This window comes from Streptomyces sp. NPDC005752 (genome assembly GCF_040630715.1).
GTDB lineage: Bacteria > Actinomycetota > Actinomycetes > Streptomycetales > Streptomycetaceae > Streptomyces.
Genome location: NZ_JBEXYB010000009.1, coordinates 50574 through 67670 on the forward strand (window position 1 = coordinate 50574; position 17097 = coordinate 67670).

The 17097-nt window shown below is 74.3% G+C and carries 1 protein-coding gene (cut by a window edge); it reads right to left on the minus strand.

The genetic code is table 11. The features are described 5' to 3' along the window. On the minus strand, positions 1-17097 hold part of the coding region annotated (locus ABZ441_RS09895; RefSeq protein ID WP_358970327.1) for a lonely Cys domain-containing protein (this coding region is incomplete at its 5' end). Its footprint begins 13854 nt before the window's first position; 17097 of 30951 annotated nt are visible.

Below are 17097 nucleotides of genomic sequence, written 5' to 3' on the forward strand. Positions count from 1 at the left end.
GGCGTTCACCGTGTCGGAGGGGTCGAGGAGCAGCGTCCGGCGGACCAGGGCGTCCATGTCCAGGAAGCCACCGCGCAGCTCCGGGTCCAGGGCCCGCAGCCGGTCGAGCCGTTCCAGCCCCTCGGCGGCCCGCTCCCGGTCGACGCCGTTCAGGGCGCCGAGGCCGTACAGGGCGTCGAGGACCGCCTCGCGGTGCCGCTCCGCGTCGTCGGGCGACACCTGGGGCGGCGCGGCGGTGGTGCCCTGGTGCGGGGCGGGAGCGTCCGGCATCTGAGGAGCCGGGTGGTTCGGCTCGGAGGCGACGGGGCGGGTGTGCACCGGACGGTGCGGAAGCGTCGCGTGGGTGCGCGCGCCGTCCTGCCGTACGACGCCGCCGACGGGCTTCGGTTCCAGCTCGTCCAGGAGGGCCTGCGCGTGCTCGTCGGGGAAGAGCCCGTCCCGCGCGACGTTCTCCCTCAGGTCCCGCTCCCGGAAGGGATGGACGTTCCAGTACCGGCCCCAGTTGTCCGTGTAGTCGAGGGCCGGGTCGTGGCCGGGGACGCCGTCCAGTGCCAGCTGGGCGCCGCGCATCACCTCATGGGCGGTGTGGTGGCCCACGGTGAGCGAGATGGCCAGCATCCCGGCCCGGATCAGACCGAGGTCCAGGTCGAGGCCCCACTGGTCCCGCATCCGTGCGGCGTGCAGCACGAAGCGGTACGTGGACCCGGCGGTGCCGGTCGCCACCAGGCCGCCGGAGTCCTCGGACCGGCCCTGGAAGTCGGCGCTCATCGCGAGGTCGTACACCGCGGTCGCCGGCATCCAGGTCAGTCCGGCCTCGTCGACCGCGATCCGGCGCTCCGCCGCGCTCAGCGGCGGGCGCGCGGTGTCCGGGTGCGGCGGATCGGCCACGGGCCGCGGCAGTTCCCTGACGGCGGCCTCCTTCTCCTCGAGGGTCATGGCCGACTGCTGGATCTCGATGGCGCGCCGCATGTACTCGGCGTAGGCCTCACGCTGCCGGCGGCTCGGCCGCTCGGCGGCGATCTCCGGGTGCTGCTCCTCCACGCCGCCGAGCATCTCCGGCACGAGGTTCTCGGAGATCCCCTCGTACAGGAACGCCACGAGCTCCCGCAGGTTTCCGCTCCTGAGCACACGCTGGAGGGCGTCGCGGGACGTGCCGACGACGCCCGCCTTGAACTTGCTGGTGTCTCCGAACGTCGCCAGCGCGCGCGGATGCCTCATGCGCGCGGCCGCCCACGCGGCACTCGCCATCTTCCGGAACTCGGCCGTCACCGCCTCGTGTTCGGCCAGGTACTCGCCGAGCCGGCGGTCGAAGGCTGCGGACTCCTCGGCGTAGCGGATGCGCGCCAGGACCCACGGGGGCGCGTCGCTGTTCCTGCGCTCCGGGCTGGGCATCGCGGAACGGCCCCGGGAGCGGGACCTGCCGCGCTCGGGGGTGGGGACCGTCAAGGGCTCGGCGGTCTCCTCGGGCCCGGCGGACGGGGATTCACCGGTCTCCTGCCCGGTGACCGGGGATCCGGAGGTCCGGTCGGGTGCGGGCCGTTCGGACGCGGCGCTCTCCCTGACGGGCGTGCTGGTTCCCGACGGCTGCGAACCCGGCGGGACGAGCCGCTGGTCGTCGATCTCGATCGTCACCACGCGCCCCTGGGCCGGGTCGGTGGCCCTGCGCACCCGCTTGGCGGCCTTGGTGAGACCGAAGTTCCTCACGCCGACCCGCGTTCCGCCCGTGCCCGCCTGAAGGGTGGTCAGGATCTGGCCCAGCCTGGCCGCGAGCGCCTTCGCGACGGCGTCCGCCCGGTCCTGGCCGCTGGCCTGCGAGCGGTTGCCGTGCCCGGTGAGGGTGATCTTGGGCATGGCCAGTCCGTGGGCGCGGTTCCACAGTCCCGCGCGCGCCAGTGACTGCGCCAGGCCGTCGATCGTGCCGTCCGCGTCGGCGGGGACGCCGTGGTCCCCTTCGTCGAAGTGGATCGCCTGCTGGTGCCAGCGCGGCGCGTGGCCGTGCAGCACCACCGTCGTCAGCGGATTGGCCACTGCGGGCGGGGCGTCCGACAGCAGTGCCGCGTTGACCTCGTGCGCGGACTCACCGGGCCGCTTGCTGTACGCACGGAAGGACCAGAGGTCCTTGTCGTCCATCACCGGGGCGGCGTCCCGGATCGCTTCCCTCGCGCGGGAGCGGGCCCGTTCCACCTCGCCCAGGGCCAGCGCGTGCTCGGGCCGGTCCTCGTCGAAGAAGGGCGGCAGTTGCTCGGCGTCGTGGACGGCGGCCAGGGCCCTGGCCACCCGGGCGAAGCCCTCCGGACCGTCGGTCTGCGACCGGTCCGCGCCGTGTTCCCGCGCCTCGGCGACGTGCCGTTCGGCGCCGCGGGCCAGCTGGAGGAGCTGGTGCTCCCCGTAGCGGTCGAGGTTCTCGTCGATGACGTCGTCGAGGACCTCGGGGGAGATCGCGGTCCGGGAGTGGGTCTCGTTCTCCAGCGTGATCTGGTGGGTGCCGTTCTCGCTCTCCAGGACGACCTGCGCGAAGTGGTACGGGGCGTGGGGGCCCACCCGGTCGCCGGGCTTGGCGTGGTTGTGCGTGAACAGCTGGGCGCCGCCGTCGTTCGTGGTGCTGACCGACTGGATCAGATAGCCCTCTCCGACCCCCGCCCACGCGTACTCGTTGACACCGATGCGCCGCGCGGCCGACGCCAGCGGGGTGCGCAGCGCGTTGTCCGGCTCGTAGCTCAGGGCCCGGCCGTAGCGCTCGCCCGGCGTGGGCGCGCCCACCACGCCACCGGTGTAGCGCTTGTCCCGGCCCGCCTGGCGGGCGGCCCACCGGGGGGTCACCTCGGTGGCGGGGCGCGAGCCCTCGGCGACCTCCGTCAGCGCCTGGGCCAGGTGGTGCGTCCCGGTGACCTCACGGCTGTGCTGTCCGTTCACCGGGGCGGTGGAGACGACGGCGCCGGTAGGCCCGCGGAAGGCGATGTGGGACAGGGGGGCGTTCGTGGAGCCGGCCACCATCTGGGCGAAGCTCCGGGTGAAGGCGTGTTCCGAGCCGCCGGAAGCCGTCAGGAACTCCGGCTCCACGCGGTAGAGCGGTTCGCCGTACGAACCGTCCTCCTTCGGCAGCAGTACGCCGGCCGACTCGTCGGCCTTCAGCCTGACGCCTGCCCCTGCCGCGGTCAGCCGCGCCGAGGAGCGTTCGACCGCCGCGCGGGTGGCGTACACCTGGCGGCTGCGGCCGGTGGTGTCGCCGTCGCCCGCGAGTATCGCCAGCGTCCGGTCCTCGGAGATGTGCAGCGGCGGCCGGTCGGCCATGGGGAGGGTCCCCTGGTCCTGGCGCGGCAGGACCAGCCCGTCGGAGCCGGTGCCCGCCCGGACCTCGCCGACGGCGGGCGGGAGCGGCCGGGTGAACAGGACCCCGGTACCGCGCTTGTCGATGACGCCGTAGTCACGCGTCGTCAGCGGCCGGGGGCGGAGTCCCTCGATCTGCCGTTCGAGGACCGCCTGGTCGGCCAGCCGGTCGAACTCCGCGTCCCCGTCGGAGCTGGACGGTTCGTCGTCGCTGTCCGGGCCGGACCTGCCGCCGGTGTCGAGGTCGCGGGCTCCGGGCAGGCCGTCGCCCTCGGACGGGTCGCTCGATGCCCAGCCCGCACCGGTGTTGCCGTCGTTCAGGTCCAGCATGAGGTGGCGGGTCCCGGCGGTGGGGTGTGTGGCCACGTGGACCGGTGCCTCGGGATACCAGGCGCGGCGGCCCGTCGTTCCGGTGACCAGGAGGGCGACGGTCGCGGCGTACGCCGGGGGCAGCGCCAGCACGATGTCCGCGCCGCGGGGCCGCCGGGAATCGTACGAGATGAGCATGGCCAGCTCTTCGGCGCTGTCCACCCGGAAGGTACGCCCCGGCATGGCGACCTCGACGGCGTGGCCGGCCGCCCTGGCCACGACCAGGTACGGGTTCTGCCACGGAGCAGGCCGCGGGACGACCCTGCCCCGGCCCCGCACGGCGTAGGACCCCGTCTCGGGGGCCGGCAGTCCCTGCCCTGTGAAGTCACGCCCGACGGCGGTTCCTTCGCCGTCGCGCAGCAGTGTGCCCTCGTCCATGGCACCGCGGCCGGTCTCGATCTGCCGCTCGATGAAGTAGAGGGCGAGCTGCTCGGAGCTCGCCAGGTCGTCCGAGGAGGCGTCGAGCGCCAGCGAACCGAGCAGCAGGAAGTCCGCGGGTCCCGGCCGGGAGGCGCCGGCCATGTGCAGGACCTCGCGGGTCACGCGGTTCAGACCGTGGCGCGGCGTACGCGCCGTCGGGTGCGCGGCAGCCTCCGCACGGACGAGGTCCAGCAGCGCCTCGGAGGTCTCCCGGAGCCGGGCGCGCGGGATGCTTCCCCGGTCGGGGCCGAACACGGTGTTCAGCCAGCCCGGGTCGGCCGCCTCGTCGTCGGAGTCCGGGTCGTCGGAGTCCTCGGACTCCTCGGACTCCTCGGCGAGCGGGGACAGGTCGCGCCCGGAGGGAAGCGGGGGCGGCACGGCGCCGTCCGGGCCGGTTTGCGGGGAGGCGGCGGGGAGCGACACGGGGTCGACCCACACGGGCTCCCGGCTCTCCCTCGGCGCGCCCGTCCGCGCGTCGGCCCAGCTCGTCCCCTCCGGCGGGGTGTGCGCCTCGATGTCGCCGGCCACCGCCGCCCACAGCTGGAGGTGGCGCGGGCGCAGACCGGTCTGCGCGAGGCCTTCGGGGGCCTGCTCGCGGAACGGTCCGAGCAGGCTGCCCGGCGCGTGGAGCCGTCCGGGGTTGCTCGCGTCGTGCGTCTCGTCCCGCAGGAACAGCTGGTGTGCCAGCTCGTGCGCGAAGTCCGCCGGGTCGGCGTCGGCCCACCACGCCCGCTGGTTCATCCGCTGGTCACGGCCGACGAGATCGGCCGTCAGGTGCGGTTTCTCGTCCGGCCGGACCGGCTCGACGGTGACGTGCAGCCGGTCCCCGTTCGGCAGCTTGTGCTCCGGCCGGTTGTAGAACTCCTCCACACCCTGGAGCACCCGCGCCAGGACGGCGTCGGTGTCGGCCTGCCCGTCCCCCGGGTTCAGGGCGAGCCGCACGGTGAGGTCGGTGACGGTCTCCCCGCCGTGGGTGAAGCGCCGTACGTCGAAGGCCGACCGCACCACGATGCGCGGCCGGTCATCGAGGCGGGCACGCGGCGGCGTGGTGCCGAGGACCGTTACGGCGGAAGCGGCGTCCTCACTCAGCGGGATGCGCAGCGCCGTCCCGTCGTAGCCCTCCGGCACCAGGTAGAGGGCGGAGCGGTCCGCGACGGCCCGGAAGGGCGCGGACTCCTGGTCCAGGTCCGCCATCACGACCGAGAGGGTGTCCATGTTCGCCACCCGGCCGATCCAGCCGCTGTCGCCCCGCAGGATCGCGCCCGTCGTCCCGTGGACGAAGTCGTGGCCGAAGCGCGTCCACCCGTCGGGCGGGATCTCCTCCCCGTCGGGAAGCCTGATGTGTCCGGTGTCGGCGACCTCGTAACGGAAGGGCTCCGAGCGGGACTCGGCGGGACGCGTGTACGTGAACCACTGGTCCGGCCGGGGGTCCGCGGTGACCGGTGCGCCGTCCGTTTCCGGGACGGCGGGGGCCTTGCCCTTCCCGGTGGGCGCGGGGACGTCCGACGCGGGTGTACCGGTCGTGGGTGTACCGGTCGTGGGCACGTCGGCGGCGGACACCAGGGAGCCCGGGTCGACGCCGCCGAAGCGTGGCCGCATGACGGTGACCGGACGGCCGATCGGCCACTGCTCCGCCACCGGGTCGAGACCGTCGTCCGGCGAGCCTCCGCGGAGGCCGCCGCGGGTGGCGACGTGCCGCGGCCCGCCGCGGTGGTCGTCGACCGTGATGTCCACGGTCCCGGTGCCCGCGTCGCCGTTCGAGGGCCGGCCGCCACGCGTCGAGGCCGGCTCGACGGTGAGCATGTCGACGGTGAGGTGCGGCTGCGGGGTGCCGTCCTGGAGCGCGTCGAGCGCTGTGGCCAGCTCCTGCCGGAACGAGACTGCGACGGCCTCGGCGCGCGCCTTCGCGATGTCCCGGCCGGTCAGACGCCCGCTGCGCAGACCGGTGACCTTGATGCCCGGCAGCGGGAGTCCGTTGCCCGCGTTCCACATCGCCGTCCTGGCCACGACTTTGGCCAGGTACCGCAGGGAGTGCTTCGCGCCGTCGGGCGTCTGCTGGGCACCCTTGGCGAAGGATATGGACACCGGCAGGGCCTGCTGGCCGCGGAGCACGACGGCGGTGAGCGGATTGGCCTCGGCCGAGGGCTTGTCGTCCAGCAGTTCCGCATTGGTGTCGTGGGCCGACTCGCCCGGCCGCTGCGAATACATCCGCATGTACCACTGGTTCTTGCCCTGGATGACGCGTTCGAGCTGCCCGATGCGGGACGCGGCGGCGCGGGTGGCACCCTCCAGCGTCCGCTCGGCCGCGGCGTGTTCCGGCGAGCCGGCGGGCGCCTCGTGCATCTCCACCTGGGACTGCTTGGCCCTCACCAGCGCCAGAGCCAGGTCGAGGTGGCTGCGCAGCTCGGTGAGTTGCTCGACTGCGTCGCTCTCCTGCCGCCGCTCGATCTCCCCTCGCAGCTGCGAGACGATCTCCCTCAGGTCGTCCAGGTCGTGCTCGCTGAGGTTCGCCGCGACCGCCCTGCGCTGCCTGTTGTTGCGCTGCGAGGCCCTCGCGTGGTTCTCCAGAGAGATCTGGTGGCTGCCGTCCTCGCTGGCCAGGACGACGGTGGCGAAGTGGTAGCCGAAGTGCGAACGGCTGGCCGTGGTCTGCGGCTTGGCGTAGTTGTGCTCCAGGCTCGGCTGGCCCTGAGCACCCGTCGAAGCGACTGACTGGACGACGTAGCCCTCGCCGACGCCGGCCCACGCGTGTTCGTTGATGCCGATCCGGCTCGCCGCGTCGGACAGGGCGTCGCGGCGCGGGTCGATGGGCTGGGCGAGGCTCAGCGCGCTGCCGTACGCGCGGCCGGGCATCGGCCCGCTGTCGCCTCCGGTGGGCCGGTCGTCCTGACGGATGTACGAGGCCGCCCACGCCGGGTCCGCCGTGTCCGGCGGCACGTCGCCGTCCGCGACGTCGCCCAGGGCGTCGGCGAGGTGATGCGTGCCGGTGACCTCCACCCCGTCGGAGGCGTTGACCGGAGCGGTGACGACCAGGCCGCTGCGGGGGTCGCGGAAGACCATGTGCGAGGTGCGGGCGGCGTCGGCCAGCATGTCGGCGAAGTCCCGGCAGACCTCCTCCGTGGACTTGCCGGAGCGGGTCAGGAAGTCGGGCGTGACACGGAACAGCTGCTTGCTGCCCCCGTCGGGGGAGGGCAGGACGATACTCAGGTCCTCGTCGGCCCGCAGCCGCACGGCGAGTCCCGCACGCGCCAGGTCGACGGAGGCACGGGCGACGGCCGCGGCCGTCGCGAAGACCTGCTGCCCGTAGGCGCCGTTCTCGACCGCGAGCGTGCGGTCCGAGGAGACCCTCAACGCGGGCCGTTCGGTGGCGAGCGTCTCCAGGTAGTCCTGCACGGACATGACGAGTTCGGGCGCGTCCTCCGTGTCCGCCAGTGCCTGCGGGGACTGCCAGGTGCCCCGGAGGCCGCCGGGCTTGCGGAAGAGCACGCCGTCGCCGCGGTGGTCCACGACACCGTAGTCCGTCGTGATCAGCGGGTCGGGCCGGCGCGCGTCGACACCGTCGGCCTGCTCGGAGTCGTTTCCGTACAGGTCGACGATGTCCGCGACGTCCCCGTCGCTGTCGTCGTGCTGGTCCGGCCCGACGGAGGCCCACGCCGCACCGGCGCCGTCCGGGACGGACCCCAGCGTGATGTGGTCGGTGCCTGAACGCCAGTCCGTGGACGGGCGGGCGCCGTACTCCGAGTACCAGACCCTGGAGCCGGTCAGGTCGGCGACGTGCCGCGCGAGGAACGCGATGTCGTCGTGCGGGAAGGCCAGGACGACATCGGCTCCCGGGGGCCGCGCCGGGTCCCGCGCGAGGAGCCGGGCGAACTCACCGGGGTCGTCCAGGGTCAGCCTGCCCCGGGGCGTGATCAGCTGGACGGAGTCCGCGCTCTCCTGGGCGAGGACCAGGTACGGCTGGGACCACGGCGCGGTCCAGGTGATCAGGCCTCCGTCCTCGGTCTCCATCGCGTACGAGTTGAGGGGCGGCACCTGGTCGCCGGTGCCCGTCCAGTTGCGCCCGGTGCCGTCTTTCGACACCAGCAGGGTGCCCCGGCCCAGCGCGGCGTCGTGGCGTGTGAGGTACGAGGCGAGGGTGCCGGCATCCGTCAGTTCGTCGGGCGAGGCGCTCAGGACCAGGGATCCGAGGAGCAGCAGATGCCGCCCCTGCACCTCGGCGTCCCGGCCGAGGCCCAGCACCCGCCTGGCCAGGTCGTGCAGTTCGTCGACCATGCCGGTGGCCATGGACGTCCGCCGCGCGCCGACCCGCGCGAGCTCCCGCAGCGACGAGGACGTGTCGACGAGCGTCTCGTGCGAGTAGTCGTGCCTGGACGCGGGCCCGAACAGGATTTCCAGCCATGCCTCGTGTCCGGTGTCCGCAGGACCGTCCTCGCTGTCGGTGTCGCCGTCCTCGCTGTCGCTGTCGTCGTCCTCGCTGTCGGTGTCGTCGGTGAAGCGGAACTGCGCCAGCGCCTCGGAGCGGCGGGCGCGCGCCGACGGCGGCAGTTGGAACGTTCCGTCCGCGGCACCTGGCGTCTCCGGCGCCTTGGTCACCTCCGCGCCCGAGAGCGTGCTCAGCTCGTACGCCTCTTCCTCGTCCGGCAGCCCTGGCAGGTCGTTTCCGGCCGGTGACGGGGACAGGGGAACAACGGCCGGGTCCTGATGCGTCACGGGCTGCGGGGCGGGCGGCGCGGGGGTGCGCCGGACGAGCGGTACGAAGTCACCGCCTCGGCGCCTGAGCCGGAGGTGGGGGCCGTCGGCGGACGGGCCGGGGTACGTGTGGGCGGTGCCGTTCTCCTCGACCAGGGTGACGGTGGCGGCGGCCACGCCGGCGGCCCACTCGGCCACCGCGCGGTCGGCCCCCGGGCCCCAGGGTGCGTGTGTGAGGTGGCGGCGCAGGTGGCCGTCAAGGGCCTCCCTGCTCGGCACGGGTGCGCCGGGGCGCGGGTTCATCGGCGGGGGGCTGAAGAGCGAGTCGTGCTCGGCGGGCTCACCCGGGAGGCCGTTCAGGCGCATCAGCTGGGCGGGCGAAGCTCCGGCGCGCACGCGCAACCGTGCCGCCTCCCGGCGGTCGAGTCCGGGCAGCTCGGCGGCGTGGCGCAGGGCTGTGGAGAGGGCGCCGAAGAAGCCGTTGCCGCGTCCCGTGGGCGTGCCCTGGGTGTAGGTGGCGCCGTCGGGGGCGGTGAGGACGCCGTCGCGTGCGAGACGGTAGCGCGGGTGGCTGCTGTCGGCGGGCGGAAGCCAGGGCGCGGTGGTGTGGCTGCGGTGCGCGGGCGGCTGCGCGGTCGTGGTGACCCCGGTGTCCGTGCCGGAGGTCCCGTCGGTCGGGGCCGGCAGCGCGCCGGTGGCCGGGGCCGGGGTGCCCTGCGGTAGGGCGGCGTGGAAGAAGCCCCCGGTGGAGAACAGCACCGGGTCGGCGGCCGGATCGACAGCGGCCGGATCGGTGCCGTGCGGGAGGAACAGCTGGTCGCGGCCCTCGCCGGTCACCACGGTCAGCGGGGTACCGAGGACCCGCGCGGCCAGGGCGGGCAGCAGGTCGGCGCCGCCGTGGTCCCCGGCTCGGCGCTCGGGCGCCGCCGGGGCTCCGGCGGGCTGCCCCGTTCCGGTCGGCTCGCTCGTGAACGGGCGGGACAGGGCGGCGGTCGCCAGCGCCACACGCTGGTCGGGCGTGGGCCAGAACGTCAGCGGGAGACGGCCGAAGGCGTCGAACTCGGCCTGCTGGGCCGAGGTCAGCACCACGCCCGCGCCGTCCAGTTCGGCCTGGGTGAAGGTGTCGGCGACATCCAGGGCGAGGGCGTCGAGCAGATCCTCGTTGCCGTCTTCTCCCAGGGCCCAGGCGAGGCGGTCGCGGGCGGCGCCGATCGCCTCGGCACCGATCGCCGGATCGCCGGGGGCGTTCACGAAGCGGTCGGCGAGGTCGCCGCCGAGCAGGCGGGGCAGCCCGCCACGGGCCTCGGCGACGGCGAGCAGCGCGTGGAAGAAGGAGGCGCCGTCGTGCGGCACGTCGTGCACCTCGCGCACCGTGGCGCCGTCGGGCGAGGTGAGGGTGCGCGGGGCGGAGCCGGTGGCGTCGGTGATCCGGTACGGCTCCGGCGCCTCGGACCGCCATCCGGGCGCCGTGTACTCCTGCGGCGCGTCCGCGACCGGGACGGACGTCGAGCCCTGGTGGTGGGAGGTGAGGCGGGAGGCGGCGAGGTGCAGCCGGTGGTGGTCGGCGGCGGCGGTGTCGGTGCGCCCTTCCCAGAGCCGTACGTCGTCGCGGGCGGCCTGCCAGGTGACGACCGCCGGGGACTGCGTCAGGTCCTGCGGCAGCACGGTCATCCGGGGCGGGTCGCCGAGCGTGCTCCGCTCCCCCGGGCTCAGGGAGAGCCAGGCCTCACGGGCCCGCGCGCGGGCGTCGTAGTACTCCTTCTCGGCCGTGGCGAGGTCGGCGGCGGCCTTGGCCATGTCGTCCCAGGCCGTGCCGGCCTCGGCCGGGAACGAGCTGTCGTCCAGCAGGCCGTAGTCGCGCGCGATGTCCTCGCGCAGCCAGATCAGCGCGGTGGTCGCGGCCTCGGCGGCGCGCGGTCCCTGCCGGACGGCGCCCAGCGCGCGGAACGGGCGGCTGTTGGTGATCCGGTGGTCCACGTCGGCCACCGCCAGCCAGGTCACCGGCACGGCGAACAGCATGCTGCGGTCGGTGACGACCTTGACGTGGGTGCCCAGGGTGGTGTCCGTGGCGCCCTTCAGCGTCGTGCCGTCGTTCGAGCCGCCGATCGGTACCGCGCCACCGGGGTTGGTCATACCCGCGTTGCTGTTGCCGGCCAGCGGCGCGGTGCCCGCCACGCCTTCGACGTTGTCGGTGATGCCGGCCTCGAGGGCGTCGGAGGTCTTGGCCCGCTGCATGGCCTCCATGCGGGGCTTGTTCTCCACGGCGAGGAGCCGCGCGCCGCGGCGGTGCATCTTCGCGTAGAGGCGGGAGTCGGCGGTGTGGGACTGGCCCAGCAGGCGGGCGGAGGACTGCGCGGGCAGCTGGGAGCCGCCCTCGCCGAGCGCCTCACGGAACCCCGCGGTCAGTCCGCCCTGGGAGGTGGCCTCCGCCTGGGCCTGCGCGGGGGCCGTGCCGAGGCCGGTGAGCGGGGTGTGGCGGGCCATGCGCACGCGCGAGGCGAGGACGTTGCCGGAGTGCCGGCTGCCGAGGTCGGTGTCCCCCAGGCCGTCGGCGCGTGCGGTGGCGAGGGTCAGTGCGTCGTGCACCCCTGTCGCACCGCGCATGTCGACGGCGAGGATGCCGGAGCCGATCCGGTCGTCGAAGGGCAGGATGTCGGGGTCGGGACCGCTCGCGCCGTCGTCGGAGGTGCGCCAGGCGGCGATGCCGTCCGGCCGGGACTGTTCGGCCGTCAGCAGGCGGACCGAGCGGTCCGGTGCGGGCACGTCCTGTTCGGTGACCGCGCCGTCGTCGCCGTCGCCCACCGGGGTGAGCAGGCTCGCCGGCGCGATCTCGTTGAGGGTGCCGACCTGGGCGACCGCACGCGGGGCGAGCGGGTCACCGGCCGCGTCCGTCATGGTGACGGTCAGGGTGTAGCCGGTGACGATCTCCGCGTGCGCCTGCGTAGTGGCGATGTTCGGCATGGAGGTGGTGCCCACGGTCTCGGTCCGGGTGCTCCCCCGCTGCTTGGCCGCCGTTCCCTGGAGCGAGGGGTTGGCGATGAGCACCCCGTTGTCCGCCGCGCGCTCACCGGCGGACAGCGTGAGGTCGGCCCCACGGTCCTGGTGGGTGTTGTCCGCGTCGTCACGGGAGATGTTGCGGTAGTCCTCCAGCTCGAACCCCGTACGCAGCCGCTGCACCGTCGTGGTGATCGGCGTCAGCCTGAACCGGACCTGCCCGGGGCTGCCTCCGACCGGCAGCAGGTGCGGGCTGGTCCAGGCGCGGTAGCGGACCGGCAGACTCATCCCTTCGGTGGTCAGCTCGTGCAGGTGGGCGCGCAGGAAGTCCGGTGAGAGCCGCTGCAGGACCTGTTCGCGGTCGTGCGAGGGCACGCCGATCTTCTGCAGGCGCGGCAGCAGCACCTGTGCGGCCCGGCTCGCGTCCAGCTGGCCGCTGGGGTGGGTCGGGAACCGCCGGTTCCGCAGGAAGCCCGGCACCCGGTAGCCGCCGCCGAGGTTCTTCGGGGTGGTGGGGCCCAGCCCGTCGGGGGCCAGCCCGGCCTCGATGGCGTCCTGCATCGGCAGGTGGAACATCACCGCGTCACGGATCCGCTGGAGCGCGGCGGCGGCCCGGCGCGGGGCCAGGCCGCGTCCGAGCCTCTCGGACACCTTCCCGGCGGCGGAGCTGACGCGGCCCCCGGCACGGGTGCCGACCGTGCCGATCGCGGCCGTCCAGCGGTCCCGCACCGCCACGGTCTCCGTGGCGTCGGCGACCACCAGGTACATCCGGCCGGCGAAGGTCACGGTGGTGCTGCGTCCCCGGGTCAGGGCCTGCGAGAAGCCGCGGCCCTTGCCCCAGGCGTACTGGAGGGCGGAGGAGTACGAGCCGACGACCGGCTCCTTGCCGGGGAGCTGCTGCAACGGCATGTAGCCGCCCTGGACGCCCAGCGTGGTGCGCGAGCCGATGCTCGTGCTGCCGACGACCCGGTGATCGTTGGCGATGGTCGTCTCGAGGCTGGCCGGCTTCGGATCGCTCTTGACCCGCAGGTTGTCCAGCTCACCGCGGACCGCGCCCTTGAGGTAGTGCGTCCGAAACGGCCCGGCGCCGGTGAGCCCGGTGATACGGGAGCCGAACGGCCCCAGGTACTGGCCGAGTTGACCGGCCACACCGAGGTTGGCCATCGCCCGTCGCAGCGCGGTGCGCACCGGCGCCCCGGGGGCGCTGACATGCCAGGTGCCGCCCGCCGCGCGGTCGGCGGTGTCCTGCATCAGCTGCTGGCGCTGCGGGCCGCCCTCGGCGCTGAGCACGACGTGCGGTGCGCTCAGCAGCTGCCGGACGAGCCGGCGGCCGTCCGAGTCCGCCCTGGGCAGCGGGCGGATGCCGTCGAGGAGCTGGTCCGCCTCCGCGGTGGAGAGCCGCTGCGGCGTGGGGGCGGGGGTCGGCGCGGCCGTCGTGCCGTCGGCCGGCGGGTCGGCCGGTGCGTGCCGGTCGGACCCGTGGGCGGCGGGCACGGCCAACTCGACCCGTCCCACGGTCTCGGTGCCCCGGCTGAACAGCGGGCGCTCCTCGACCTTGCTGACGAAGACGCCCGCACCGAGCAGACCGACCGTCAGCAGCCGGGCCCAGCCGCGCGGCCGGCGATGGCCCTCGAAGGTCGCGCCGAGTTCCACCTGGTAGCTGTAGAGGTCGGCGCCGTTCTGGAAGGTCAGGTGGTCGTGGGCGACGGTGACCGTGTTCCGGGTGGCCTTCTGGTAGGTGCGGGCGTAGCGCGCACCGACCGAGACGTTGCCGGCCTGGCGCGGCAGACCGGGTCCGGGCACCTTGTCGTGGTCGCGGGGCGAGACGCCCACCTCGACGCCGGCGGAGTAGGTGCTGGAGTCCTGCTGGCCCTGACCGGAGACCTCGTTGCCGATCACCGCGTTGCGCAGGGACCGCTCGCTCATGGTGGTCTCGAACCGGCGGTCGGTCAGCGACGCCCGCAGGAGCAGCGTGTGGTGGCCGCGGCGCACCTTGCCGTCCTCGGTAAGTGTGACCGGCACCCCGGTGGTGGTCAGTTCGTCCAGGCTCTGCGTCAGGGTGGGCCGGTTCAGCGCCTCGCGTACCTGCCGGTCGTTGTGCAGGGCGGTCCGCAACCGCCCGTCGCCGTACCAGAGCCGGGCCAGCCTGGGGTGCTTCAGCATCATCGGCGGCACGAACATCGACGGGTACGAGCGGTGCAGGGTGTCCAGGACGGCGTCCGTGAAGACCCGCATGGGGTCCAGCGGTGCGGTGCCGTCCTGCGGGGCGGGCTGCTGCTGATCGGTCGTCGGAGGCGTCTGCTGATCGGTGACGGGCAGCGGTGACTGCTGCGTCGTCGGCTGTGTCCCGGCGCGTGCCTGCGGGCGGAAGCCCTCCGCGCGGACCTGGCCGCCCAGGTGGACCGGGTCCTCGCGGGTGAGGTACCACGGCACGGGCGGTTCGGCGTCCGGGTTCGGTCCGGTGCGGCCGGGCGTACGGCTGTCCCAGCCCGCGAGCCGGCGGGCGTCCTGGGTGGAGATCCAGTCCAGGCTGACCACCCGCACCGGCCGTGCCGCGGACGCCGGCTCACCGGCCTTGCGGACCATCAGGGTGCGCTCCACCTGGTAGAGCGCCATCGGATGGTTGCGGACCCGGCCGGTGACCTTGCGGGCCGCGTCGGTGCCCAGGTAGTGGCCCCGGCCGACGCCGAGGTCCGCCCGGACCAGCGGGCCGCCCTGGAGGCGTACGTCGGTCTCGAGCCCGGGCAGCGTGTAGTTCGGACCGGCGGTGACCTGGAATCCGAACTTGGTCTCACGGACGTGACCGCGCTGGTTCTGGTACGTGGTCTGGGTGAGGTCGCGCACCTCCGCCTTGACCGACTCGGTGACCAGCACGGCCCGGTGCGGCACCGACCGTTCCACGACCAGGTGCCCCAACGGGCGCTGGCCGCTGCCCCGGGTCAGCTCGGGACCGCTCACCGGCCCGGTGAACCGCCCGAACAGCCCGAGCAGTCTCCCCGGGCGGACGTACGAGACCATCGTGCGGTGCGCCGAACTGCCGGGTCGCGCCCCGGAGAGGGCCAGCGCGATGTCCTCCGGCGGGGTCGTCAGGTGCAGGGCGGTGGAGTCGTTCATCCGCGGTTCCACCCCGCCGGGGAAGGTCAGTGTCTCCGGTGCCCGGCGGGGCCCCGTGAACGGCACGGTGAGGTCGTCCGGCAGCCGCCAGGTCAGGCCGTCCCGCATGCCGAACTCCGAGGTGTGCACCTGGCTGCGCTGCCAACGCGGCACCGCGGCGGGACCGGTCGTCACGGTGCCGGTCCCGGTGACCTCGGTGACCTTGGGCGCCTCGGTGACCCGCTCCACCCGCACCCGGTAGTGGACGTCGTCCAGGTGCAGGTGCGAGCCCTCGTGGGCGCGGTGCTCGCCCTGGTTGTACGCGGTGGTGCCCTGGGAGTAGTCCGTCCTGCGGCTCCAGCCCAGCGACGTACCGATCTTCAGCAGCCAGTCGAGCGGCGGCCCCATGCCCACGCCGCCGGCGATACGGCGCCCGACGCCCACACTGCGGCCGCCCCCCGTCCCGGCCTGCCCGCGCCGCATCGTGTCGACCCGGACCGTGGCACCTCCGACGTCGGAGAAGCGTTCCCACCGGTGGTACGGGACGGCCTCGACCGTCATCTCCAGGCCGACCCCGGACTTCTCCCGGCCCACGATGCGGGCGCCGCGGGGGGCGGTGAACGCCGAGGGCTGGTGGGTCAGCAGACGCAGCAGCTCCGCCTCGTCGAACCGCGCACGCGTCGCGGCCGGCAGCTTGTCGAGGATCTCCCGCGCCACGAGTTCGGGCGAGCGCAGGGTGAGCGTGCCGGGGCCGGTGAGCAGCCCGGTGCGCGCGCCCTGCGGCGCCCCGGCCGGCGCCGTGTCACGCGGGTCGGCACCCGGCCTGATCAGGACGGTGGGGAGCCTGCTGCCGTCCTCGAAGGTGACCGTGCGCGGTGCCGGCCCCGGCGGACGGGCGTCGTCGCCGGTCAGCAGACGGGCGGGGCGGTGCCGTTCGAGCTGGGTCTCCAGTGGCACCGGGTCGCCCCGGTCGGGGGTCCCGGCATCGTCGGGACCGGTGATCCCGGCCATACTGCGCAGCCACTCCCCGAACGGGTCGGAACCGTCAGGCTGCGAGGAGAGCGGCGGCACGGGCGGCGCGACCGGGTCCGGCTCGGACTCGGTTCCGGTCGCCGGGTCCGGCTCGGACTCGGACTCGGTCTCCAGGCCCGGCTTCACTCCCGGGTCGGTCTTCGGCCCGGTCCCGGTCTCCGGGTCCGACACGGGCTCCGGGGCGACGGCGACGAGCGCGTCGTAGTGGTCGCTCCCGTTGTACGCCAGGTGCAGCGTGCCGCCGGTGCCTCCGGGGTGCAGCTCGGTGACGATGACCGCGCCCGTCGTGTGCGGGTCGGGCCGCACGAGGCGCAGATCGAGGCCGAGGGTGTGCGCCAGCGCGTCCGGGAGCAGGTCGGCGAAGGGGGACGACCACAGCCCGGGTCGTTCCGCGGCTGCGGCGAGCAGGCCGCGTCCGCCGAGCCGTCGTGCGTCGGCGGGGGTGGGCGCCACGTGTGCGAGCTGCGGGTAGTCGCTGTCGGCCAGGATCTGCCGCCACTGGTCGGCGTCGCCGTCGGTGACGACCGCCTGTGCGATGCGGTTCCAGGCGTCGGTGATCCTGCGGTGCTCCCCCGGGTCGGTCACACCGGCCAGGGCCCGTGTCCGCAGGTCGTCCACCACGCTGAACACCGGGTCCGGCACGAGGGCGTCGGCGACGGTACCGAGTTCGGACCCGGCGACGCGGTCACGCACCAGGCTGCGCAGCCCGGCGATGTTCCGGGCGGCCCAGGCGGGAGGCACGTCGCGGCCGCGGGCACTGTCGAGCACCGCCCGGAAGAGGCAGTTCCCGTCACCCGGGACGTCCACCCGGCGGAAGGCCAGGCCCTGTGCCCGGACGAGGTCCGCGGGGTCGGACGTCGTCGCGGGGCCCTTGCCCTTGCTGAACAGCGCCAGGCTCTCGGCGAGGCTGTCCGGACGGTTGTGCGCCGACGGCAGCAGCGGATCGGGGCCGCGCACGTCCTCCTGCGAGACCGGTGCAATCGCAGGCTGGCCGGGAGGCCGCGTGGTCGGTGCGGTCCAGGTGAGCTGGGCGTTGTTGTTCCCGGGGCTGAACCGGAGCAACGGCCGGCCGTCCGGGCCCTGATGAGAACCGACGATCTTGTCGAAGACCGACTTGTCGAAAGCCGTCGGCGGATTCCAGAACATGTGCGCGCCGTGCATCACGGCCATGTC